Source organism: Streptomyces sp. JH14 (genome assembly GCF_029428675.1).
Taxonomy (GTDB): Bacteria; Actinomycetota; Actinomycetes; order Streptomycetales; family Streptomycetaceae; genus Streptomyces.
Genome location: NZ_JAJNEL010000001.1, coordinates 3,605,105 through 3,629,293, shown reverse-complemented (window position 1 = coordinate 3,629,293; position 24,189 = coordinate 3,605,105). Strand labels below are relative to the sequence as shown.

Here is a 24,189-nt window from a genome sequence, read left to right as displayed (position 1 = left end):
CGGCCCGCACGGTCCCGGGGATCAGGGGGTGGTGCCCCCCGCGGTCGCCGGGTTGCCGTTGGCACCGGTGGTGGTCCCGCCATCGGTGAGCGTGCCCCCGTCGGTGCTCGTGCCCCCGTCGGTGCCTGTGCCGCCGTCCGTACCCGTGCCGCCGTCCGTACCCGTGCCGCCGTCCGTGCCCGTGCCGCCGTCGGTCGCCGTGCCGCCGTCGGTCTCACCGGTGTCCGGTGAGGTGGCCGTGTCGGACGGGGTCTCGGACGGTGTGCTGGGCGTGGTGCTCGGCGAGGCGGATGCCGGCGGCCAGTTCGACTGCTCATCGCCGCCGGTGGAGTCGTCCTGCGGCGGGACCACCGCCGTGTCCTCCTCGCTGGGCGCCTCCGAACTCTTCGTCGGGGCCGGAGAGCTGGAGTGCGTGGCCGGGGGAGGCTCGTGGTGGGTGCCGTTGCCGTTCGCCGCGTTGACCGCGATGGCGACACCCGCCCCGATCGCGATCAGCGCGAGGACGACGAACAGCCAGATCTTGCCGCGGCCGCCACCAGCGCCGTGCCCGCCCTCGTATCCGCCGTCGTCCGGGTTCATCGGCGGCAGGATCGGGCCCTGTGAGGTGTCCCCGTAATGCGGCTGCCCCATCGCCATCGTGCCGCCCGCCATGCCCATGGCGGGGACGTGACCGCCCTGGTGCACGGTGACCGGGCCGGTGTTCCACGTGCCCGTGTGGCCGCCCTGCACCTGCAGCATCTGCAGGCTGTACTGGACCAGCCCGCGCATCTCCTCGGCGCTCTGGAACCGGTCGTCCGGGTCCTTCGCGAGCGACCGCATGACGAGCCCGTCCAGCTCCGGTGGCACCGCACCCGAGACGTCGGACGGCGGCACCGGGATGTCCTGGACGTGCTGGTACACGACGGAGAGCGGCGTCTCACCCGTGAACGGGGGCCGCAGCGCGAGGAGTTCGTACAGCAGACAGCCGGTGGCGTACAGGTCGGAGCGGTGGTCGACGGCCTTGCCGAGCGCCTGCTCGGGGGAGAGGTACTGCGGCGTGCCCATGACCATGCCGGTCTGGGTCATCGTCGACTGCGCCCCGTGCAGGGCGCGGGCGATGCCGAAGTCCATCACCTTGACCGCGCCGGAGTGCGTGATGATCACGTTCGCCGGCTTGATGTCGCGGTGCACGATGCCGTGCTGGTGCGAGTACGCGAGGGCCTCCAGCACGCCCGAGACGATGATCAGCGCCTGCTCGGGCGGCGGGGCCTCGGCGTTGAGCAGCAGATCACGGATGGTGCGGCCCTCGACGAGCTCCATCACGATGTACGGGACGGTCTGGCCGCCCACGACGTCCTCGCCGGAGTCGTACACGGCGACGATCGCATGGTGGTTGAGGCCCGCGACGGACTGCGCCTCACGCGTGAACCGGGCCTTGGAGACCGGATCCTCGGCAAGATCGGAGCGGAGCAGCTTCACCGCGACCGTGCGTCCGAGCCGGACGTCCTCGGCCGCGAACACCTCGGCCATGCCACCACGGCCGAGGCGGTGCGTCATCCGGTAACGCCCGTCACCGACGACACCGCCTATGCCCCAGGAGTCGGCCGCATCCGAAACTCCGCCGCCGTTTGCTTCGGGTTCGGGTGCCATCAGTCCTCGCCGTCGTATCTGTCCGCGCGTCCGCGGGTTCTCACGGTGTCTTGCATGCCTTGCTGCATTGCCACGTCACGCTACAGCCTCCGCCGGACGCCCCGTTCTCGAGAGGGACGGGCCATCCAACCGGCTGCCGCGCCACGCACGCAAATTCCATGCCCGTCCTGTAACGCTTCCGAGACTCTTCCTGTGCGTAGGGTCACGGAACGGGCACCCGGCTTGACGTGTCGTACCCCTCGGGCAGACTTGGCGCGTATATAGGGATCTTCGCGCGAGACGCGCGCCTAGGGGGAAGCAAGTCATGAGCCAGGACGGCGCACACGGCGCCCAGGGGCGGTATGCGGGCGGTTCGGTCGCCGGCGGCCGGTACCAGCTTCGCGACCTGCTCGGCGAAGGCGGGATGGCGTCCGTATATCTGGCGTACGACTCCGCGCTCGATCGCCAGGTGGCGATCAAGACCCTGCACACGGAGCTGGGGCGCGAGCAGTCCTTCCGTGAGCGGTTCCGGCGCGAGGCACAGGCCGTTGCCAAGTTGCAGCACACCAACATCGTTTCGGTCTTCGACACCGGCGAGGACGAGCTCGGCGGCGCGCTGATGCCGTACATCGTCATGGAGTACGTGGAAGGGGAGCCGCTCGGCTCCGTACTCCAGGCAGACATCCGCGCCTATGGCGCGATGCCGGCCGCGAAGGCGCTCAAGGTCACAGGCGACGTGCTGGCCGCGCTGGACACCAGCCACGAAATGGGCCTGGTCCACCGCGACATCAAACCGGGCAACGTGATGGTGACCAAGCGCGGTGTCGTGAAGGTCATGGACTTCGGCATCGCCCGTGCCATGCAGTCGGGTGTCACCTCGATGACGCAGACCGGCATGGTCGTCGGCACCCCCCAGTACCTCTCCCCCGAACAGGCGCTGGGCCGTGGCGTGGACGCGCGCTCCGACCTCTACTCGGTCGGCATCATGCTGTTCCAGCTGCTGACCGGGCGGATCCCGTTCGACGCGGACTCGCCGCTGGCGATCGCGTATGCGCACGTCCAGGAGGAGCCGGTCGCGCCGTCCTCCATCAACCGCTCGATCACCCCGGCGATGGACGCGCTCGTTGCCCGGGCGCTGAAGAAGAATCCGAACGAGCGCTTCCCCAGTGCTGCCGCGATGCAGGACGAGATCACACGCGTGCTGAACGCGGGCGGGCAGACGGGCGCCCCTGTGATCATCAGCGGTGCACCCACCGGCAGCGGTTCGGGCGTCGGCTCGGCGGTCTTCCCGCCGGTCGACCAGTCCACACCCCCGGCGCACGGCGTGCAGATGCCGTACCAGCCGCAGCAGTACCAGCAGCAGCCCGGCCCGTACGGTCCCCCGACCCCGACCCCGACCCCGGCACCTTCGTACGGCTACCCGCAGGCGAATCCGGCGTACCGGACCCCGGCGCCGATGCAGCACCAGGCACCGGCGCCGTACACCGTCACTCCGCAGCCGGTGGGCGGCGGTGGTCCCGGCAGCGGCGGCAGCAAGCGGAACATGCCGGTGATCGTGGGCTCGATCGTGGTCGCGCTGATCGCGATCGGCGGCCTGATCACGGTCCTTTCCCTGAAGGACGACCCGGGCTCGGGAACGGGCGGCGACCCGACCAGCTCACCGGTGGCGGGCGAGCACAAGGATCCGGAGCGGAACCGGACGATGAAGACCGAGGACTGCACGGACGCCGTGGAGGACAGCGACGACCCGAACAAGGTCGACGCACCGAGCTTCCTGTACAAGGACATCCTCTCCGCGAAGGAATGCGCGCTGGCCGCGGGCTGGACGATCAAAACGATCCCGGTCCCCGGGAACGCCTACGCCGAGGACCAGGTCATCGACCAGTTCCCCTCTTCGGGTACCGCCGTCCCCGAGAAGGGCGCCCACTTCGAGCTGCGCATCTCCACAGGCGACCCGGCCTGAGCGAAGCGGCAGCACCGCACCTGGGGAAGTGACGGCCCGGCACGCGGGAGGTGTGCCGGGCCGTAGTGCATCCCGATCACCCCGGATGCCGGACATATCGGCACATGTGACGCTGACCTCATGGCTTCAGGACTCCTCCCTCCACGGTCTTCGAGGTGCCTGGCCTGTCTGGCGATAGCGATAGGGGTGGCGCTGGGGCCGGTACAGGGTCGGGCGCATGCGGACCAGCGCGAACCCGGCGGCACGCCGGGGCGGACGCGGGAGCCGGTCAGCGCTTCGCCGGCCGCGCCGCCCGCCGCACCGGACATATCCGACGCGGATCCCCTCTCCGCCTCTCCGACGGGTCCGGACATACCCGCGGATCCCCCCTCCGTCCCTCCCGCAGCACCGGAAGAGCTCGCGGGTCCCCCCGCCGGCGCCCCGCCCACCGGGCCGTCCGCCGCCCCCTCGGGCAAACCGTCCCTCCCTCCTTCGGCCGAATCCTCACCAGAACTTCCAGGACCTCCGGCACGTCCGGCGCCCTCGGCCCCGTCCGGCAGCACTCCGGGAGACAGCGCCGGGGGCAACCACCCCGGGAACAACCACTCCATCGGCGACAGCGGCCCGGCCGACAGCTCCGCAGGCGCCCGCCCGGCGGAGGACGGCAACGCCCCGGCCGATGCCTCCACGGACCACAGCGCCCAGGCCGGCAACACCCAGGCGGACAAGGCCGCGGCCGGCAGCTCCGCGGACGCTCCCTCCGGCCCGGCCCTGCAGCCCCCTTCCGGCCCCCGTTCCGATTCCGGCGGCTCGCCCGCCGGGTCGTCCGCCCGGCCCGATGCACCGCCTCTGCTCGCCGGACGCCAGGACGCGGAGGGGCGGCTGCGGCCCGGGCGGCCGTTCTCGCCCTGGGAGCTCACGCACCGGGACGACTTTCTCGGCCAGTTCGACCAGCCACCCCCCTCGGCGGCCCCGTCGGCAGCCCCCATGGCAGTGCCCAGATCGACGACGGGGTCCGACGACTCCCCGAAGTCGGGCCGGGCGGCACCGCGGGCCCTCGACCGGCCCGGCGCCCACCAGATGCAGCAGGTGTCACTGGGCATCGGCATAGCCCTGGTCGGACTGGGGCTGGGCTTCCTCGGACTCCGGATCCGGCGTACGAACTGAGCTGTTACAGGAGAGCAGCAGATACATCAGTGGTACGAAAGGGGCTTGCCTCGGGCAGCATACTCGGTATACATACTGAGTATGTCGATCCGCCATGGGCTCCTTGCCCTCCTGGAGCGCGGGCCGCGTTACGGCTCCCAGCTCCGCACCGAATTCGAATCACGCACCGGCTCCACCTGGCCCCTGAACGTCGGCCAGGTGTACACGACGCTCAGCAGGCTGGAGCGCGACGGCATGGTGGTCCAGGACGGTGAGGACGACCAGGGCCACGCCCTCTACTCGATCACCGACGACGGCCGCACCGAACTGCGGAACTGGTTCGAGACACCCGTCGACCGCAGCAGCCCACCGCGAGACGAGCTGGCGATCAAGCTCGCCATGGCCGTCGGCGCACCCGGCGTCGACATCCGGGCCGTCATCCAGTCCCAGCGCCACCACACCGTGAAGGCGATGCAGGACTACACCCGGCTGAAGGCACAGGCCCTGGCCGATGTCCCGGGCAACCGCGACGAGGTGGCCTGGCTGCTCGTGGTGGAACAGCTGATCTTCCAGGCCGAGGCCGAGGCCCGCTGGCTGGACCACTGCGAGGCGCGGCTGGTCCGCCTCGCCGAAGCCTCCGTCACGGATCCGGAACCTGAGGCGCACACGACCGGCCGCACCCCGGCTCGCACGCCTGCCCGGCCGCGTACCCGGCGCTGACCGTCCGCGTGCGCCGTCTCGACCACAGACCATTCCCAAGGGGGGAACCTCACCATGTCCTCGCACGACCCGTCCGCATCCCCGTCGTCCCAGCGGTCCGCCACGCCCCTGTCGGTCGACGCTCCCGTGCTCGAACTCCGCAGCCTCACACGTACCCACGGCACCGGCATCGCCGAGGTGCACGCCCTGCGCGGCATCAATCTCTCGGTGCACACCGGTGAACTCGTCGCCGTGATGGGTCCGTCCGGTTCCGGCAAGTCCACCCTGCTCACCCTGGCCGGCGGTCTCGACACCGCGACCGGCGGCCAGGTGATCATCGAGGGGCAGGACATCTCCGCCCTCGGCCGCAAGGGCGTCGCGGCCCTGCGCCGACGCAGCGTGGGTTATGTCTTCCAGGACTACAACCTGATCCCGGCGCTGACCGCCGCCGAGAACATCGCCCTGCCGCGTGAGCTCGACGGCGTCTCCGTGCGCAAGGCACGCAAGGAGGCGCGTGCCGCGCTGGAGGAGATGAACCTCCTGCAGATCGCCGACCGGTTCCCCGACGAGATGTCCGGCGGCCAGCAGCAGCGGGTCGCGATCGCCCGCGCGCTGGTGGGGGACCGGCGTCTGGTGCTCGCCGACGAACCGACCGGGGCGCTCGACTCCGAGACCGGTGAGACCGTCCTCGCACTGCTGCGCAACCGGTGCGACCAGGGTGCAGCCGGGGTGATGGTGACGCACGAGCCGCGGTACGCCGCCTGGGCGGACCGGGTCGTGTTCCTCCGCGACGGCTCGATCGTCGACCAGACGCTGGCCACCGGCGCCGACTCGCTGCTCGCCGCCGAGGGCGCCAAGTGAGCGTGTTCACGGGCTGGCGTGCCGCCCTCAGGATCGCCCGGCGCGACGCGATGCGAGCCAAGGGCCGCAGCGCACTGGTCGTCGCGATGATCGCGCTGCCGGTGCTCGGGGTGACGGCCGCCGATGTGACGTACCGCAGCGTGGAGCCGACCCAGGCCGAGAAGCTGACGGCCGCGATGGGCTCCGCGGACGCGCTGTACAGCGATCCGGGGATGGGGGGCCCGATCCAGCAGATGCCCGACGGGCAGTCGTACGACCTGGCGTCGCCGGACAGCACCCAGCCGGGCGGCGAACCCGTACCGCCGATCGACATCCGGTCCGCACTCCCCGGGGGCGCGCACGCGACAAGCATCCAGTCCGTCCCGGCAAGCGTCACCACCGAGTACGGCATCACCACCACCGAGATCGTCGAGTTCCGTACGTCGGACCCGATGGCACGCGGCAAGGTCGACCTCGTGCGGGGCAGACTTCCGCACGGCGAGCGTGAAATGGCCGCCACCGAGCCGTTCCTGACGAAGTCGGGGCTGCACGTCGGCTCGCGCACCACCCTGCGCGGCGCCGAGCGCACGTACACCATCACCGGTGTCGTCGAGCGGCCCGACGACCTCAAGTCCGAAGCCCTGTACGCCGATCCGGGGGCGGTCATCGCCCCGTGGACGAACACCGCCCGGCACGACAAGAAGGTGCTGCCGCCGAACGTCGACTCCAAGAAGTGGCTGGTCAAGGGCGCCGAGGGGGCTGGCGTGAGCTGGTCCGACGTGCTCGCCGCCAATGCACGCGGTGCCCTCGTCGTGTCCCGGCAGGTCGTCCTCGACCCGCCGCCGGACTCCGAGGTCCCGATGGCCCGGACCATGAGCGGCAACTCGTACAGCGGTTCCGAGGAGCTGAGCGCGGCACTGATCACCGTCGTCGCCATGGCCGTCCTGGAGATCGTGCTGCTCGCCGGACCCGCCTTCGCGGTCGGCGCCCGGCGCTCCCGCCGTCAGCTCGGCCTCGTCGGTACGTGCGGTGGCGACCGGCGCCATGTCCGGGCCGTGGTGCTCTCCGGCGGGCTGGTCCTCGGCGGTGTCGGGGCCGTGGCCGGTGTCGCGGCGGGACTCCTGCTCACCGTGGTGTTCCGCCCGGTGATCGAGAACTGGGCCGGATACCGCTTCGGATCACTGTCCGTGCGCCCGTCGGAGCTGCTGATCATTGCCGTGATCGGTCTGGTCACCGGTCTGCTGGCAGCGCTCGTACCCGCGATCGTGGCGAGCCGGCAGTCCGTGCTGGAGTCGCTCAGCGGCCGTCGCGGCATCCGTCACAGCTCCCGGGTACTCCCGGTGCTGGGCTTCGTCACCCTGCTGATCGGTGCGGCCGTCGCGGTCCGCGGCGGTACCAGCGGCAACTCGACGCTGGTCGCCGGCGGTTCGGTCGTCGCCGAGCTCGGACTGCTCGGCTGCATCCCGGTGATCGTCGGCCTCCTCGGGCGGCTCGGCCGCAGGCTCCCGCTCTCGCCACGGATGGCGTTGCGTGACGCGGCCCGCAACCGGGGGCGTACGGCTCCGGCGGTCGCGGCCGTGATGGCCGCCGTCGCGGGTTCGGTGGCGATCGCCACCTCCATGTCCAGCAGCCAGGCAGAGGTGGAGTACGAGTACACGGCGGGGCTCACCCCCGGCACGGTTGCGCTCATGGCCTCCGGCGACAAGTCGGCCGACCGGCTCCCCCTCGCCCGGGCCGCCGTCGAACACAACCTCGCCGTCACCGGTGGACACGCCGACGTCGGCCGGGTCTGGGCGGGCAGCGACTGCAATGTCTACTACGAGGACGAGGCGAGCTGCGGCTCGGTCGAGCTGATCAAGCCCACCGGCAAGGGCCACTCCTGCCCGCTCACCGGCAAGGGCGCCAGGAAACTCGCCGCGAGTCTCTCCGCCGACGAGCACAGGAAGCTGATGCGGACCCCCGCCTGTCTGGGCGAGTACATAAACGTCGACCCGTTCAACGGCTCGGCGGGTGGCGTCGTCCTGGGAGACGCGGCCTTCCTCTCCACCTATGTGAAACTCCAGGATCCCGCGGCCGCCAAGGCCCTGGCGGCCGGCACACCCGTGCTGCTCAACCCGGCGTACGCGAAGGACGGCGAGGTCACCCTCAAGGCCGTCCACAGGTACAGCGAGCGCGACAAGACGAACCGCAAGCTGCACCCGGGCACGGCCCAGACCCGTACCGACCGGCTGAAGGTGTATCAGGCACCGGAGCAGTACGCCGCCACGCCCGGGGTCCGCCTGATCCTTCCCCTGCAGACGGCGAAGCGGCTCGGCCTGCACACCGAGGTGAACGGCACCGTCTACACGGTTGCCCATGAGACGACGCCCAGCGAAGAGCAGCGGGTCTCGGCAGCGATCGACCTGGCCGGCGGCGGCATCTACCTCCAGTCGTCGCGCGGTCCGTCCGAGCGGCAGGACACGATCCTGCTGGTCCTCTCCCTGTTCGCGGGCATGGTGACCCTGGGGGCGGCCGCGATCGCGACCGGTCTCGCCAAGGCCGATGCGGAGGCGGACCTCACCACGCTCAGCGCGGTGGGCGCACCCCCACGCGTACGGCGGACCCTCTCCGGATTCCAGTGCCTGGTCGTCGCGCTCACCGGCGTCCTGCTCGGCACGGCGGCCGGTCTGGTGCCCGCGGTGGCGCTCCGGCTCGTCGATCTGCGTGAGGCCGTGAAACAGATGCGGGTGGAGCCGATGGAGTCCGCTTACACACCGATCGTGCTGCCCTGGGCGACCATCGGGTTGCTGGCCGTGGTCGTACCGCTGCTGGCCGGGCTGGGCGCCGCGGCGTTCACCCGCTCCCGGCAAACCCTGTCACGACGGGCCGGGTGACGGGCCGACCGGGTGGTTCCGGTGCCCCCGAAAACGGTGGATCAACCGTTTTCGGGGGCACCACCCTATTGAGCAGCACGTGTGCGAGACAATGGGCGGCATGGAGATGCCGAGGAATGAACGGTCGCAGGAGCACCCCCAAGTCCTCGTAGTGGGACAGGACGGCATGGCGATCGGCGGCGGTGGCACTGACGACGAATCGCGTGAGGTCCCGGTGACAGAAATGGTCGAACAGCCCGCGAAGGTCATGCGCATCGGCAGCATGATCAAGCAGCTCCTGGAAGAGGTCAGGGCGGCTCCTCTCGACGAGGCGAGCCGGGTCCGGCTCAAGGAGATCCACGCAAGCTCCGTGAAGGAGCTGGAGGACGGCCTCGCGCCGGAGCTGGTCGAGGAGCTCGAGCGGCTCTCTCTGCCGTTCAACGAGGAATCGGTCCCCTCCGAAGCGGAACTCCGGATTGCGCAGGCCCAGTTGGTGGGGTGGCTGGAGGGCCTCTTCCACGGCATCCAGACGGCTCTGTTCGCCCAGCAGATGGCGGCCCGGGCGCAGTTGGAACAGATGCGCCGCGCCCTTCCGCCGGGCAGCGGTCACGACGACGACAGCTCGGATCCGCACGGGGCGATCCGGTCGGGGCCGTACCTCTAGGCCGTACGGCGAGTTCCGTACAGCTGCTGAACCCCGACCCACCCACGTACGAACGAAGAGCAGGGCCCGGCACACGTTCCTGTATGCCGGGCCCTGCTGCCGCTCTGTCCGTTGTGCACCTTCTGTCGAGCTCTGCTCCTTACGCGCCCTCTGTCGGCTTTCGCGCCGCGCCCCGGTGCCGTGCGTCACCGGCTTCCGCTGTCCGCTCAGGCCGTCGTCGGTGTGCGCAGGAGAACCTTGCCGATGTGCTTGCTGGCCTCCAGCACCCGGTGCGCCTCCGCGGCCTCCGGCATCGGCAGTGTGCAGTCCACGATCGGCCGGACCACACCACTGCTGATCAGCGGCCACACATGCTCACGCACGGCGGCGACGATCGCGGCCTTCTCGGCAAGCGGACGCCCACGCAGGGATGTCGCGGTGACAGCGGCACGCTTGTTCAGCAGGGCGCCCAGGTTGAGCTCGCCCTTGATGCCACCCTGGAGGCCGATGATGGCGAGCCGGCCATTGACCGCGAGCGCCTGCACATTCCGGTCCAGGTACTTCGCACCGACGATGTCGAGGATGACGTCCGCGCCCGCCCCGTCCGTCGCCTTGTGCAGCTCCTCGACGAAGTCCTGCTCCCGGTAGTCGATCAGGATGTCCGCACCGAGCTCCGCGCAGCGCGCCAGCTTCTCGGGGCCGCCCGCGGTCACCGCGACCCGCGCACCCACGGCCTTGGCGAGCTGGATCGCCATGGTGCCGATGCCGCTGGAACCACCGTGCACCAACAGCGTCTCGCCGGGGCGCAGATGGGCCACCATGAAGACGTTCGACCAGACCGTGGCGGTCACTTCGGGCAGCGCCGCGGTCACCGACATATCGACGCCGTCCGGCACAGGCAGCAGCTGGCCGGCAGGCACGGCGACCTTCTCCGCGTAACCACCGCCGGCCAGCAGCGCGCACACCTCGTCGCCGACCGACCAGCCGGTGACACCGGGGCCGATCGCCGCGATCCGGCCCGCGCACTCCAGTCCCGGGTACGGGGACGCGCCGGGCGGGGGATTGTAGAAGCCCTGCCGCTGCAGCACGTCGGCGCGGTTGACGGCGCTGGACACGACCTCGACGAGGGCCTCGCCCTCGCCGGGTACGGGATCGGGGACCTCGGCCCACACGAGCGCTTCGGGGCCACCGGGTTCGGGGATCGTGATCGCATGCATGGCGGCGAGGCTACTCCGTAACGTCGGCGCGGCAAGCCTCCGACCGGCTCACACGACATGTCGCGGGCGTTCGCCCTCCGGGAACGGCGGGCATGCGGGCTGTCACCCGCCTTGCCGGTGCGATGTGTTCAGCGACTGAGCGTCGCCCGAGGCCCGCGCGATGGTGATCAGCCGATCCGTCAACTGCAGTGGGCTGGCCGACGGATCGTCGTAACCGATCAGCCGGTGGCCGCGCAGCACACTGACGACCAGATCGTCGGTCTCCCGGACACTCTTTCCGACCTCGGCCTTTATCACCGGTCGCTCGACGAGATCGAGGCCGCTTCCCTGCTGGATCAGATCCTCCATCACCGTGCCTGCGCTGGGGCTGAGCACGGAGAGGCCGAGCAGCCGGCCCGCAGCACTGGCACTGGTGATCACGGCGTCGGCACCGGACTGCCGCAGCAGCGGCGCGTTCTCCTCCTCGCGCACTGCCGCGACGATCTTCGCGCCGCGGTTGAGCTGCCGCGCGGTCAGCGTGACCAGCACCGCTGTGTCGTCGCGCTGGGTGGCGATGATGATCTGACGCGCCTTCTGGAGCTCCGCCCGCAGCAGCACCTCGCTGCGTGTCGCATCCCCGACGACGCCCACGAACCCTTCGGCGTTGGCGGCCTCGATCACCTTGGTCGCCGGGTCGACGATCACGATCTGTTCCTTCTTCAGACCGGTGGCGCAGAGCGTCTGGATGGCCGAGCGGCCCTTGGTGCCGAAGCCGACGACAACGGTGTGCTCACGCAAGTTTGTTCTCCAACGGTTCAGCCGGAAGTCCTCCCGGGTCCGCTCCGTCAGGACCTCCAGGGTGGTGCCGACCAGAATGATCAGGAAGAGCACGCGCAGTGGTGTCACGAGCAGCACATTGGTCAGTCGTGCGCCGTCGCTGTACGGGGTGATGTCGCCGTACCCGGTGGTGGAAAGAGTGACCGTCGAGTAGTAGACCGCATCCAGCAGGTCCACCGAGCCGTCGGCGGCGTCGTGGTAACCGGAACGGTCGGACCAGACGATCAGCACGGTGACGGCCAGGACCAGCAGCGCCATCAGCAGCCGTTTGACCACCTGCCGGATGGGCCGGTCGACGACACGGCGCGGGAGCAGGATCCGGGTGGGGGCGAGGTGCTCGTCGACCCGTCTGGCCATCGCATCGTGGCCGGGAAGTTTCACGTGAAACACCCTCCCGTCCACGGTGTCGCCGAGCCCCACGGCAGTTCGAGGATCTGCAGCTCGTCGCCGGATTGCGCCCCGCCCGGCGGTACGACGGCGAGCCCGTCGGCGGCGGCGATCCCGCGGAGCATGGCCGGACCGTTGTAGTGCAGGGGTACGACGTGCCCTGCGTCGCCACCGCCGGCCGCGCGGCCGGCGCCCCCTCCGGCGGCAACCCGGTGGACGACGGGGACCAAGCGGGTGTCGTGCGGGTGGCCGTGTACCTCGTCGCGCACGACGACCCGGTGCGTCTCCTCCGGTGAACGGCCGGCCAGGCCGCGCAGGAGAGGTTCGGCGAGCGTCAGAAGACCGGACACAGCGGCGAGCGGGTTGCCGGGCAGCCCGACGAGATACGGGCCACCGGAGGGCAGCCGAGCCAGCAGCATCGGGTGGCCGGGGCGTACGGCGACACCGTCGACCAACAGCTCTGCGCCGGTCTTGGCGAGAACGGGATGGACGTGGTCGACCGGGCCCGCGGCGGTGCCGCCGGTGGTGATGACGAGGTCGGCGTCGGAGGTCGTGAGGGCGTGCCGCAGAGCCTCCGCGTCGTCGCCCAGACGGCGTGGGGCGGAAACCTCGGCGCCCAGGGACCGCAGCCAGGGTCCGATCATGGGACCCAGGGCATCCCGGATCAGCCCGTCGTGCGGCAGACCGGCGGTGAGCAGTTCGTCCCCGAGGACGAGAACATCGACGCGCGGGCGGGGGACCGTCACCAGCTCGTCGTAACCGGCGGCCGCGGACAGGCCGAGAACGGCCGGCGTCACCAGCGTTCCGGCGGGCAGGAGTTGTTCACCGGACCGGCACTCCTGGCCGCGCGGCCGGATGTCCTGCCCGGGAACCACCTGGTGCTGTGCATACAGCAGCCTCTTGGCCTCGTCCGTGTGAGCGTGTTCGTAGCGGATCACGGCGGTGGCGTTCGCCGGGATGCGGGCGCCCGTGGCGATGCGTACGGCATCACCGTCGGGGAGCGCGGCCGGCGCACTGTGCCCAGCGAGAATGCCCAGCCCGGGACTCCCGTCCTCGCCCACCAGGACGGTCCACGGTCCGGGTCCGGCGACGGCCCAGCCGTCCATGGCGGAGGTGTCGAAGGACGGCAGATCGGTGAGGGCGGTCACGGGTTCGGCCAGTACGTGCCCGAGGGCCAGGTCGAGGGCGACCCGCTGTGTACGGGGAGAGGCTCCGCGACCGGCCCGCGCAGCACGGGCACGGGCCTCGCTCCAGACGGTGGCATCTCGGCGGGGGACGCGAGCGGGAGTCTGACCGGGGTTCCGCGCTGCGGCGCCACAACCGGGACCGTGAGCGGAGCGTCGGTCGGAGCCGGAGCCTGGGGTGGGAGTGGGGGTGGGATCGGGCCCAGGGCCAGGGCTGGAGTCGGGGCTCGGGTCGGCGTCCTGGCCGGCCCTGCGGTCGGAGCTCTGCTGGAGGCTCTGCGTCGTGGCCCCCGCGAGCGGCTGCGGCCGAGCCGAGAACCGAGGCTCGATCGAAACCCGGCATCCCACCAGCGCAAGCGCCTCATCAACGGCACGATCTTCCGCCGCGACGCGCGCCTGCTCAGCGGTGCGGACTTCCTCGGCCAGGCGGGCTTCCTCGACACCGCGAGTCCGCTCAGCCGCGCGGGCTTGTTCGGCAGCACGAGCCACCTCCGCGATGCGGGCCTGCTCAGCTCCACGGGCCGTCTCCGCCGCGTGGTCCTGCTCAGCGATGCCGACTTCCTCGGCCAGGCGGGCTTCCCCAACACGGCGAGTCTGCTCCGCCGCGCGGGCCCGCTCAGCTACACGGACCTGGTCAGCGACTCGGACCTGTTCGACCGCAACGACCGCCTCGGCGACGTTGGATTCCTCAGCCGCGCACGTCTGCTCCGCGACGCGGCCCTCCTCTGCGGGAGGGTCCTCCCTCGCAGCCCGGGGCGCCTCGGCCACGCGAGACTCCCTGGGAGTCAGCGGCCGGGCAGCAGACGGCTCAGCCCTCGCCGCGCCCGCAGCCCCGTTCACCGGGGCCGGCGGAAGCAGCAAATCCGGCGGCGGTCCCGATGCCCCGTCAATCGACGAGTCGTCACCGGCCCTGTCTTGATGCACCGTCATGGCCTCTCGGTCTCGGCCTCGTCTGCCCAGCGGAGGGCGAGAGCGGTCGCCTTGCGAGCCGCCTCGGCCACCGCCTCAGCGCCGCCATCGCTCGCCTTCGCCGCCGCGTACCCGACCAGAAACGTCGTCAGGGGCGCGGCGGGCCGGGCGACACCATGGGCGGCATCGCGGGCGAGGTCGAGCAGCACGCCGGTGTCGACGTCGAGCTCGATGCCCAGTTCGTTCTTGACTGCGGTGATCCATTCGTCCAGCACGGTCCCATGCTCTCTGATACGGGCCCGGGCTGCGGCAATGTCTTCCCAGGTGTCGCAGTCGAACGAGGCGAGGGGACCCGCCTCGACGCGGGCGAGGTCCAGTTCATGTGCCAGCAACCGCAGCGGCAGCCCGGCCAGACTCCCATGCTCCGTGGCAAGAAGTGCCAGCTCACGGCGGAGTGGCTCGGCACGGTAGACGGCGACGAGCGGCTGGTCCCGCCCGTCCTCGTCGACGCACAGGGCCCCGTCCCGTTCTCCGTGCCCGGCCGCCGCCAGCAGTGCCTTGACCGTGCTCTGCCCCAGGAACGGCAGATCCGCGGAGAGCACGAGCACGTGCTCCGCCGTCGTCTGCCGCACCCCGGCGCCCAGCGCCGCCAACGGCCCCCCGCCCTGCGGCTCTTCGCGCGTCCAGGTCACAGCGTGCAGCGTGGGCCGCCGTCCGCCCACCACAACGGTGACGGCGGCATCGGCGCAGGCGCCGAGCACCCTGTCGAGCAGCGCCCGGCCACCGACCTGGACAGCCGGCTTGTCGGCACCGCCGAGGCGCTTGGCGGCGCCTCCGGCAAGAACGATGGCGTCATACACGGTCATGCCCCGAGTATGCGTGCCGTGCGCCCCCGTTGGGCCTCCTCGTTCCCTCCCTTCTCGTCTTCCTCCACTTCCCCCTACAACGTGCGCAGCAACAGGGCCGGCTGTTCCACACAGTCGGCCACGTACCGCAGGAAGCCACCCGCCGTGCCTCCGTCGCAGACCCGGTGGTCGAAGGTCAGCGAGAGTTGGACGACCTGGCGAACGGCCAGCTCGCCCCGGTGCACCCACGGCTTGGCCACGATCCGGCCCACACCGAGCATCGCCGCCTCGGGGTGGTTGATGATCGGCGTCGATCCGTCGACCCCGAACACCCCGTAGTTGTTCAGCGTGAACGTGCCGCCGGTCAGCTCCGCCGGGGTCAGCGTGCCCGTCCGTGCCGCCTCGGTCAGCCGGCCGATCTCGGCGCCGATCGATTCCGCGTTACGGGTCTGCGCGTCCCGCACGACAGGAACGACAAGCCCGCGCTCGGTCTGGGCCGCGAAGCCGAGATGCACGGCGGGCAGCCGTACGATCTCCCGTGCCTCCAGGTCCACAGTGGAATTGAGCTCGGGGAACCGGGCCAGAGCCGCTGTGCAGATACGGGCCAGCAGGGCGAGCACCGACACCTTGGGCCCCGCGGAAGGACCACCGGCACCGTTCATCGCGGCTCTGGCGGCCATCAGCTCGGTGGCATCCGCGTCGACCCAGCACGTGGCGTCGGGTATCTCACGTCGACTGCGCGCCAGCTTGTCGGCGACCGCGCCCCGTACACCACGCAACGGAATCCGCTCCCCGGCGGCCGAAGGCGACACCGGCACCGGCCCGGGGGCCGAGGCGAGGGCCGGCACCTGAGCGGTCGCCGACACCGCGGCAGGAAGGGAAGCCGAAGCAGCCGCCGCCCTCCCCGCCGTTCCGTCCGCCGCAGCCCTGATCGCGGATTCGACATCGGCGCGCAGGATCAACCCGTCGGGCCCGGACCCCGTCAACTGCCGCAGATCGAGATCATGTTGCCGCGCCAGCTTCCGCACCAGCGGAGAGACCACCGCCACCGGGCCCGGCACCGCCTCGGGAACCACAGCGGAGACCGGCCGCGGCGCCGCATCCGGAGCCACCACCGCCCTCGCGGCAGAGGCCGAAATCGCCTCGGGCCGCACCCGCCGACGACGCGCCCTGGGCGCCCCGGTGCCGTATCCGACCAGCACATTGCCGGACGACTCGGTCTCCGCGGCGCCCGCATCGGAAGGAACCCCGGCACGGTCCTCCTCCGTGGACCCCACCGCCACCGTCAGCAACGGCGCCCCGACCGGAAGCTCCGCACCCTCCTCGCCGAAGCGGGCGGTCACGACACCCCCGTACGGGCACGGCACCTCCACCATCGCCTTGGCGGTCTCGACCTCGACAACCGGCTGGTCGATGGCGACCACATCGCCGACCTCCACCAGCCAGCGCACGATCTCCGCCTCGGTCAGGCCCTCGCCGAGGTCGGGCAGCTTGAATTCGAGCACCTGGGGCATCAGCTCCCCGCCTCCCACTGCAGCCGCGCGACCGCGTCGAGCACCCGGTCCACGCCCGGCAGATGGTGCCGCTCCAGCATCGGCGGCGGATACGGGATGTCGAACCCGGCGACCCGCAGCACCGGGGCCTCCAGATGGTGGAAGCAGCGCTCGGTGACGCGAGCGGCGATCTCTCCACCGGGGCCGCCGAACCCGGACGACTCGTGGACGACGACCGCGCGGCCGGTGCGCCGCACGGAAGCGGCGACCGTCTCGTCGTCGAACGGGACCAGCGAACGCAGGTCCACCACCTCGAGGTCCCAGCCCTCCTCGACGGCCGCCTCGGCGGCCTCCAGGCAGACCGGCAGGGACGGCCCGTAGGTGATCAGCGTCGCGCTGCGCCCGGGACGGCGGACAACGGCACGTCCTATCGGTTCGACCTCCACCGGCGCGTCCGGCGACCATGGCGCTTTCGACCAGTACAGCCGCTTGGGCTCCAGGAAGACCACCGGGTCGTCGGAGGCGATCGATGCCCGCAGCAGGCCGTACGCGTCGTCGACCGTGGCCGGCGTGACGACATGCAGGCCCGGCGTGGCCATGTAGTAGGCCTCCGAGGAGTCGCTGTGGTGCTCGACCCCGCCGATCCCGCCGCCGTACGGCACCCGCACCGTGATCGGCAGCGGCATGGCGCCCCGGGTCCGGTTCCTCATCTTGGCGACATGGCTGATGAGCTGCTCGAACGCCGGATAGGCGAACGCGTCGAACTGCATCTCCACCACAGGCCGCAGCCCGTACATCGCCATGCCGACGGCCGTACCGAGAATGCCCGCCTCGGCCAGCGGCGTGTCGGTACAGCGGTCCTCGCCGAACTCCTTGGCCAGCCCGTCGGTGATCCGGAAGACCCCGCCGAGCGTGCCGACATCCTCACCGAGGACGTGCACCGTCGGGTCCTCGGCCATCGAGTCGCGCAGTGCACGCCCGAGCGCCTGCGCCATGGTGGCCGGCTTGACCCTGTCAGTCCGCTCGCCGGCCATCGCCGCCGTGGTCATCGGCCGTCCCCCGCACCACTCGTACCGTCCTGGCCCTGCTCGGCGTCCAGCTCCACCCGCAGCCGGGCCGCCTGCTCCCGCAACTGTGCGGTCTGTTCCGCATAGACATGCGTGAAGAGATCCATGGGATCGAGCACCGGATCGGCGTTCATCCGCGCGCGCAGCCCGGCAGCCATCCGCTCCGCGGCCGCACGCGCCTCCTCGATGCCGTCCTCGCCGAGCAGCCCGCGCTCGGTGAGCTCCCGCTCCAGCAGCATGATCGGGTCGTGCGCCCGCCACGCCTCCACCTCGCTGTCGCCGCGATAGCGCGTCGCATCGTCCGCATTCGTATGCGCGTCCATCCGGTACGTCACCGCCTCGACCAGGGTCGGGCCCCCACCCGCCCGGGCCCGTGCCACCGCCTCGCCGAGCACCTGGTGCACGGCGGCCGCGTCATTGCCGTCGACCAGCCGGCCCGGCATCCCGTACCCCACCGCCTTGTGCGCCAGTGACGGCGCAGCCGTCTGCTTCGCCAGGGGTACGGAGATGGCAAAGCCGTTGTTCTGGACCAGGAACACCACCGGTGCCCGCCAGACGGCCGCGAAGTTCAACGCCTCGTGGAAATCGCCCTCGCTGGTCCCGCCGTCGCCGACCATGGCGAGCGCCACCACATCGTCCCCCTTGAGCCGTGCCGCGTGGGCCAGACCCACGGCATGCGGCAGCTGGGTGGCGAGCGGGGTGCAGAGCGGGGCGATGCGGTGCTCACGCGGGTCGTACCCGGTGTGCCGGTCGCCGCGCAGCAGAGTCAGCGCCTCGACCGGATCGAGGCCGCGCGCCACCGCCGCGAGCGTGTCGCGGTAGCTGGGGAAGAGCCAGTCGCGCTCCTCCAGCACCAGCGCCGCCGCTATCTCGCAGGCTTCCTGCCCGGTGCTCGACGGATAGACGGCGAGTCGGCCCTGCTTGGTGAGGGCGGTGGCCTGGGCGTTGTACCGCCGACCGCGCACCAGCTCGGCGTAGAGCCGCAGCAGCAGCTCGGGGTCTGCGTCGGCCACGGCAGCCGTACCGAGCACGCGGTACGGCTCGGGGTCCGGGAGCAGCGGCGCGGGGTTGGTGAGCGGCTTCCAGGCCGGAGGCGGCGTGGGCCGGTAGGCGGCCGCGCCGGGCAGCTCTTGGACCGTCATGACAAGCACCTCCTTGCATCGAGGGATATCGAGCGGCTTGGCGATATCGAGGGGTCATCCGATATCGAGGGGTGACTGAATATGTCGAAATGTCGAGCACTGTCCGAGACACGGATGTGGTGTGCCTCACCTACCGATTGTTCGGTCGCGGGCGCATTTTGGCTACAGGCGCCATCAGCCTGTGGACAAACGGTTCTCCACAGCCTGGGATAGGGACAGGTCGTCCAGGGCAGGGAGGCACGGGGACATGGCAGCTGAACAAATGGCCGACGGGGTCGAGGGTCCCGGCCAGGTTCCACCCGCGCGCCCGCTCGATGCCATCGACCGTGACATCCTCCGGCTGCTGCAGACGGACGGCCGCGCCTCGATACGGTCGGTGGCCGACCGCGTCCATGTGTCGCGCGCCAACGCCTACGCGCGGATCAACCGGCTCATCGACGACGGCGTGATCCGCGGCTTCAGCGCACGCGTGAACCATGAGCGGGCGGGGCAGGGCGCCTCCGCGTACATCACGCTCAAGATCGTGCAGAACTCCTGGCGGACGGTGCGCGAGCAGCTCCAGGCACTGCCGGGGGCGACCCACATCGCGCTGGTCAGCGGAGACTTCGACGTGCTGCTGCTGGTACACACCCCGGACAACCGGTCGCTGCGCGAGCTGGTCCTGACCAGAATCCAGGCCATCCCGGAGGTGCTGTCCACGCGCACGCTTCTGGTGTTCGAGGAGACCGATCTGGCCCCGGGGCCCGAGCGCCCCACCGAACTCACCTAGGGACTTGCTCACCCTGGAGATCGCCGCGTCGGTTCCGGTGCTCCCGGCACCCGGCCTCCGGTCGTCGACGACTCAGCGGCTGGAACGCATCCCCTCGAACGCCAGCTGCACGACCGTGTCCGCCAGCTGCTCCCCCTCGGCGCCACCGCCCGGCTGCGGCCGGTACCACTCGACCAGGGAGTTGACCATCCCGAAGAGCAGCCGGGTCGCCAGCCGTATGTCCACGTCGGAGCGGAGATCACCGTCCGCGACCGCCGCCTTCAGCAGCTCGGCCACCCGATGGTCGAACTCGCGGCGCCGTTCCATTGCCCAGCGCTCGGCCGCCGTATTGCCCCGCACACGCAGCAGCAGCGTGACGTAGGGCAGTTCGGCTATCAGCACCTCGACGGTACGGCGCGTGACGTATTCGACCCTTTCCATCGCGCGCCCGCGCGTCGCCCCGGCCTCGCCGAGAATCCCGAAGAGCCCGTCCAGCGCCCGGCTGACTGCGCGCCGCAGCAGCTCTTCCTTGCCCGCGACATGGTGGTAGATGGACGATTTGGAGATGCCCGCCGCCTTGGACAGGTGCTCCATCGACGTGCCGTCGTAACCGCGCTCGTTGAAGACACGGACGGCGACGGTGAGGAGAGTCTCCGGGGTGTACGTGTCCCGCTTGGCCGTGGTCATGTCCGCGATCCTCCCCTACGAGTTGTCCACAGGTTTCGTGGGCCCCCTTGTCCCGACCGATCGTTCGGTTACTCTAACTCTGTCCGCCCGTCCCTGCCCAGCTCGATGAGGAGTTGGTCCGTCATGGCCGCCGAGCTCTCCCCCCGACTGCTGTCCGACAAACACCGCCCCACGCTCGACCAGGCCCTCGACGCGATCCGCACGCGCGCCTACTGGTCCCCGCATCCCGAGCACCCGAAGGCATACGGCGAGGGCGGCGCCCCGGGCAGCCTGGGCGCCGCCGAGGGCAAGGCCGCGTTCGACGCCGTGCTGCACACCCGGCTCGACCTCGGCCAGCCGGGCACCGACGACTGGACGGGCGGGGAGATCTCTCCCTACGGACCGGAGCTCGGCGTCGAATATCCGCACGCCGACCTGGACGTGCTGCTTCCGGCGATGCGCGCGGGGATGGCCGCGTGGCGCGAGGCGGGGCCCGAGACCAGGGCTCTGGTGTGCCTGGAGATCCTGGCGCGGATCAGCGCCCGCACCCATGAGTTCGGCCACGCCGTGATGCACACGACCGGGCAGGCCTTCATGATGGCGTTCCAGGCGGGCGGCCCGCACGCCCAGGACCGCGGCCTGGAAGCGGTGGCGTATGCGTACGAGGAGCAGATCCGCACACCGCGGACCGCGGACTGGTCCAAGCCGCAGGGCAAGCGCGATCCGCTCCAGCTGCACAAGACGTACATCGCGGCGGGCCGCGGCATCGCACTGGTGATCGGCTGCAACACCTTCCCGACGTGGAACGGCTATCCGGGACTCTTCGCCTCCCTCGCCACCGGCAACCCGGTCCTGGTGAAGCCGCATCCGCGCGCCGTACTGCCCCTGGCGCTCACGGTCCAGGTGGCCCGCGAGGTGCTGACCGAGGCGGGCTTCGACCCCAACCTGGTCTGCCTGGCCGTCGAGCGGCCGGGCGAGGGCATCGCCAAGACCCTGGCGGTCCGCCCCGAGATCAAGATCATCGACTACACCGGATCCACGGCCTTCGGCGACTGGCTGGAGGCCAACGCCCGCCAGGCCCAGGTCTACACGGAGAAGGCGGGGGTCAACACGATCGTCGTCGACTCCACCGATGACTACCGGGGCATGCTGGCCAACCTGGCGTTCTCCCTCTCCTTGTACAGCGGCCAGATGTGCACCACCCCGCAGAACCTGCTGATCCCCCGGGACGGCATCACGACCAACGCCGGCGACAAGTCGTACGACGACGTGGTCGGTGACATCGCCGCCTCGGTCACCGGCCTGCTCGGAGACGACGCCCGGGCGAGCGCGCTGCTCGGCGCGCTCGTCAACCCGGAGGTGAAGGCCCGGCTGGAGGCGGCGAGCGAACTGGGTGAGGTCGCCCTGGCCTCGCGGGAAGTGTCCAACGCGGAGTTCCCGGACGCGGTGGTCCGTACCCCGGTCGTCGTCAAGCTCGACGCCACCAAGCCGGACGACGAGGCGGCCTGCCTGTCGGAGTGCTTCGGACCGGTGGCGTTCGCGGTCGCCGTCGACTCGACGGCGGACGCGGTGGAGCTGCTGCGCCGCACGATCCGCGATGAGGGCGCCATGACGGTCGGCGCGTACACGACCTCACCGGAGGTGGAGCGTGCGGTGGAGGACGTCTGCCTGGACGAGTCGGCCCAGCTCTCGCTGAACCTGACGGGCGGGGTGTACGTCAACCAGACGGCGGCCTTCTCCGACTTCCACGGCTCGGGCGGCAACCCTGCGGCGAACGCGGCACTGAGCGACGGAGCATTCGTGTCGAACCGCTTCCGCATGGTGGAAGTCCGCCGCCAGGCATAGCGCAGGCCCGTCGGCCGGTCCCTCGGGCGCGAGGGGCGGGGCCGGGGCAGAAGCCCCCGGCCCCGCCCCTCGGCCTTCGCCTCCTCAGACTCCGGCCTCCGGAATGTCGGCGTACCGCTGCACCCACGCATGCATGGCAATGGCCGCCGCCGCCCCCGCATTGATCGACCGCGTCGAGCCGAACTGGGCGATCGAGCAGACCATCGTGGCGTGCTTGCGGGCCTCCTCCGTCAGCCCCGGCCCCTCCTGCCCGAAAAGCAGCACACACCTGCGCGGCAGCTCGGTGCGCTCCAGCGGCACGGCTCCCGGCAGATTGTCGATCCCGATGATCGGCAGCCCCTCGGCCGCCGCCCAGGCGGTCAGATCCGCCGTGTCGGGGTGGTGCCGCACATGCTGGTACCGGTCGGTCACCATCGCACCGCGCCGGTTCCAGCGCCGCCGGCCCACGATGTGGATCTCCTTGGCCAGGAAGGCGTTCGCGGTACGCACCACCGACCCGATATTGAAGTCGTGACCCCAGTTCTCCACGGCCACATGGAAGTCGTGCCGTCGCAGATCCAGATCGGCGACGATCGCTTCCCGCGTCCAGTAGCGGTACTCGTCGCCGACATTGCGCCGGTCGCCGTGGGCGAGCAGCTCGGGGTCGTACCGCTCGCCCTCGGGCCAGGGCAGCGGGTGCGGTCCGACACCGATCTCCGCCCCGAACCCGTCGTCGTACTGCAGGGGCTCCACCGTCGGCTCACCCGCCGCGAGGGCTGAGCCCGAGGGGCCGCCAGTGGTGCTGGTACTGCTGCTGGTGCTGGTACGGCCGGTGCTGCCGGTATCGCTGCTCACCCGACGAGCGTATGGCCACCGCTTCCGGTGTGCTGCGGGGCCTCCTCCTCGCCGCCTCGCCGCGGCCCGGGCACCCGGCCCGAGCGGGAGAACAGCAGCTGCCGCCCGAGCGACACCTGGCCCCCCAGCCAGACCAGGAAGACCGTCGGCAGGAAGACGGAGTCGGCAGCGATCATCGCCATCGAGAAGAAAGGCAGCCCCAGCAGCAGGGCGATGCCGGCGTGCTCGCAGATCATGGCGACGAGCAGGACGTTCTTGACCCGCCGGTTGAAGAGGGTGAAGGGGAAGGCGACCTGCACGATGACTGTGCCGTACGTCAGGACCATGACCATCACACCGTTGGAGGCGAGCAGGTCGGACAGGGCGGGCCAGGGGGTGAAGTAGTCGAGCTTGAGCGGGTAGTACAGGGCGGTGCCGTCCTGCCACCGCGATCCCTGGATCTTGTACCAGCCGGCGGTCGCGTAGATCAGGCAGACCTCGACCATGATCACGACGAGCGTGGCGTTGTGGACGAGGTTGGCGATGACGTCCAGCAGAAGGCGCGGTTCACTGCGCGGCGCGTAGCGATTCAGGGCCCACCAGGCACCATGGCCGATCCACAGCACCCAGAGGAGAGCCGGCAGCCACCAGGTGCCGCCGAGTCCGTCTGTCGCCGAACCCGCCACGAGGACCAGGCCGAGCAGCACCCACAGGACCGTCCCGCCCACATTCGGCGCCGGCCTGCGTGCGCCCGGCCCCTCTGCAGTCGCCTCTCGCGTCGCCCGTGCCGCACGCCGCGCGTCCAGGGACCAGACCTGCCCGCAACGCGTCAGCACCAGATAGATCGCCATCAGATGGATGACGTTGTCGCCGCCGTCACCCAGGAAAATGCTGCGGTTCTGCAGCGAGAGCACGCCGACCATGAAGAGGACGGACATGACGCGGGTATGCCAGCCGAGCATCAGCAGCGCGGCGGACACCAGCGCGATCCCGTAGACGACTTCGAACCAGGCCGTGCTGTTCGACCACATGAGCACGGAGAAGGATTCGTTGCCCGATATGAGCTGCTTCGCCATGTCCCAGCCCCACGGGGCGTCGGGGCCGTACATCTCGTGGCGGTGCGGCAGCTCGCGGAGCAGGAAGAGCAGATAGGTGACGGAAAAACCGATCCGGATGACCGCGGTCTGATACGGACCGAGCGCCGAGGAGGTGATGCGCTGGGCGGCACGGGCGAGCTTGCGGCCGCGGGCAGGCGCGCTCGGGGAAGGCTCGCTCGAGGAAGACGTGCTCGGCGAAGACATGCTCGGGGAAGACATGCTCGGGGAGG

The 24,189-nt window shown here is 70.7% G+C and carries 19 protein-coding genes; 8 read left to right on the top strand and 11 right to left on the bottom strand.

Translation table 11 applies throughout. The annotated features are described in order from the left end of the window. Nucleotides 1-21: 21 nt before the first annotated feature. Nucleotides 22-1,629, bottom strand: a complete 1,608-nt coding sequence (locus LRD69_RS16370; RefSeq protein ID WP_277327308.1) for a protein kinase — start codon at nt 1,627-1,629, stop codon at nt 22-24. A 304-nt stretch (nt 1,630-1,933) separates the two neighbouring features. Here LRD69_RS16370 and LRD69_RS16365 point away from each other — a divergent pair, with 304 nt between their 5' ends. From LRD69_RS16365 to LRD69_RS16340, 6 genes are all read left to right on the top strand, one after another. After that, nucleotides 1,934-3,571 (top strand): protein kinase, encoded by a 1,638-nt coding sequence (locus LRD69_RS16365; RefSeq protein ID WP_277327307.1) that lies wholly within the window; start codon nt 1,934-1,936, stop codon nt 3,569-3,571. A 966-nt stretch (nt 3,572-4,537) separates the two neighbouring features. Then, on the top strand, nt 4,538-4,717 hold the full coding sequence (locus LRD69_RS16360; RefSeq protein ID WP_277327306.1) for a hypothetical protein: 180 nt from the start codon (nt 4,538-4,540) through the stop codon (nt 4,715-4,717). A gap of 81 nt (nt 4,718-4,798) precedes the next feature. Then, on the top strand, nt 4,799-5,416 hold the full coding sequence (locus LRD69_RS16355) for a PadR family transcriptional regulator (protein WP_277327305.1): 618 nt from the start codon (nt 4,799-4,801) through the stop codon (nt 5,414-5,416). Between the two features lie 54 nt (nt 5,417-5,470). Next, nucleotides 5,471-6,256 (top strand): ABC transporter ATP-binding protein, encoded by a 786-nt coding sequence (locus LRD69_RS16350; protein ID WP_277327304.1) that lies wholly within the window; start codon nt 5,471-5,473, stop codon nt 6,254-6,256. Next, entirely contained in the window at nt 6,253-9,108 is a 2,856-nt protein-coding gene (locus LRD69_RS16345) for an FtsX-like permease family protein (protein WP_277327303.1), read from the top strand. Before LRD69_RS16350 ends, LRD69_RS16345 begins: the two co-directional genes overlap by 4 nt. Before the next feature lie 100 nt (nt 9,109-9,208). After that, nucleotides 9,209-9,751, top strand: a complete 543-nt coding sequence (locus LRD69_RS16340) for a bacterial proteasome activator family protein (RefSeq protein ID WP_277327302.1) — start codon at nt 9,209-9,211, stop codon at nt 9,749-9,751. 206 nt (nt 9,752-9,957) lie between these two features. On the opposite strand, the gene LRD69_RS16335 is transcribed toward LRD69_RS16340, so the two are convergent. From LRD69_RS16335 to pdhA, 7 genes are all read right to left on the bottom strand, one after another. Continuing rightward, on the bottom strand, nt 9,958-10,947 hold the full coding sequence (locus tag LRD69_RS16335; RefSeq protein WP_277327301.1) for an NAD(P)H-quinone oxidoreductase: 990 nt from the start codon (nt 10,945-10,947) through the stop codon (nt 9,958-9,960). A 102-nt stretch (nt 10,948-11,049) separates the two neighbouring features. Further along, nucleotides 11,050-12,183 (bottom strand): potassium channel family protein, encoded by a 1,134-nt coding sequence (locus LRD69_RS16330; RefSeq protein ID WP_277327300.1) that lies wholly within the window; start codon nt 12,181-12,183, stop codon nt 11,050-11,052. Further along, entirely contained in the window at nt 12,141-13,760 is a 1,620-nt protein-coding gene (locus tag LRD69_RS16325) for a molybdopterin molybdotransferase MoeA (protein ID WP_277329755.1), read from the bottom strand. The genes LRD69_RS16330 and LRD69_RS16325 overlap by 43 nt, the downstream gene beginning before the upstream one ends. Before the next feature lie 500 nt (nt 13,761-14,260). Next, nucleotides 14,261-15,109: an NTP transferase domain-containing protein gene (locus tag LRD69_RS16320; protein WP_277327299.1), complete on the bottom strand. Its 849-nt coding sequence runs from the start codon at nt 15,107-15,109 to the stop codon at nt 14,261-14,263. A gap of 74 nt (nt 15,110-15,183) precedes the next feature. Then, the gene (locus tag LRD69_RS16315) at nt 15,184-16,602 is read right to left on the bottom strand and encodes a dihydrolipoamide acetyltransferase family protein (protein ID WP_277327298.1); all 1,419 of its coding nucleotides are present in this window, start codon (nt 16,600-16,602) and stop codon (nt 15,184-15,186) included. Further along, nucleotides 16,602-17,630, bottom strand: a complete 1,029-nt coding sequence (locus LRD69_RS16310) for an alpha-ketoacid dehydrogenase subunit beta (RefSeq protein ID WP_277327297.1) — start codon at nt 17,628-17,630, stop codon at nt 16,602-16,604. Before LRD69_RS16310 ends, LRD69_RS16315 begins: the two co-directional genes overlap by 1 nt. Continuing rightward, nucleotides 17,627-18,790 carry a pyruvate dehydrogenase (acetyl-transferring) E1 component subunit alpha gene (gene pdhA / locus LRD69_RS16305; RefSeq protein ID WP_277327296.1) on the bottom strand — a complete coding sequence of 388 codons (1,164 nt, stop codon included), beginning with the start codon at nt 18,788-18,790 and terminating at the stop codon, nt 17,627-17,629. The genes LRD69_RS16310 and pdhA overlap by 4 nt, the downstream gene beginning before the upstream one ends. A 247-nt stretch (nt 18,791-19,037) precedes the next feature. Between pdhA and LRD69_RS16300 the strand changes: the two genes are divergently transcribed. Beyond that, nucleotides 19,038-19,559: an Lrp/AsnC family transcriptional regulator gene (locus LRD69_RS16300; protein ID WP_277327295.1), complete on the top strand. Its 522-nt coding sequence runs from the start codon at nt 19,038-19,040 to the stop codon at nt 19,557-19,559. Nucleotides 19,560-19,631: 72 nt separating this feature from the next. Here the strand turns inward: LRD69_RS16300 and LRD69_RS16295 are convergent, their stop codons facing one another. Then, nucleotides 19,632-20,225 (bottom strand): TetR/AcrR family transcriptional regulator, encoded by a 594-nt coding sequence (locus LRD69_RS16295; protein ID WP_277327294.1) that lies wholly within the window; start codon nt 20,223-20,225, stop codon nt 19,632-19,634. 123 nt (nt 20,226-20,348) lie between these two features. Between LRD69_RS16295 and paaN the strand changes: the two genes are divergently transcribed. Then, nucleotides 20,349-22,049, top strand: a complete 1,701-nt coding sequence (gene paaN / locus LRD69_RS16290; protein ID WP_277327293.1) for a phenylacetic acid degradation protein PaaN — start codon at nt 20,349-20,351, stop codon at nt 22,047-22,049. 84 nt (nt 22,050-22,133) lie between these two features. Here paaN and LRD69_RS16285 read toward each other — a convergent pair whose 3' ends face one another. Continuing rightward, the gene (locus LRD69_RS16285) at nt 22,134-22,883 is read right to left on the bottom strand and encodes a TrmH family RNA methyltransferase (protein WP_277327292.1); all 750 of its coding nucleotides are present in this window, start codon (nt 22,881-22,883) and stop codon (nt 22,134-22,136) included. After that, the gene (locus tag LRD69_RS16280; RefSeq protein ID WP_277327291.1) at nt 22,880-24,163 is read right to left on the bottom strand and encodes an HTTM domain-containing protein; all 1,284 of its coding nucleotides are present in this window, start codon (nt 24,161-24,163) and stop codon (nt 22,880-22,882) included. The genes LRD69_RS16285 and LRD69_RS16280 overlap by 4 nt, the downstream gene beginning before the upstream one ends. Nucleotides 24,164-24,189 lie beyond the last annotated feature (26 nt).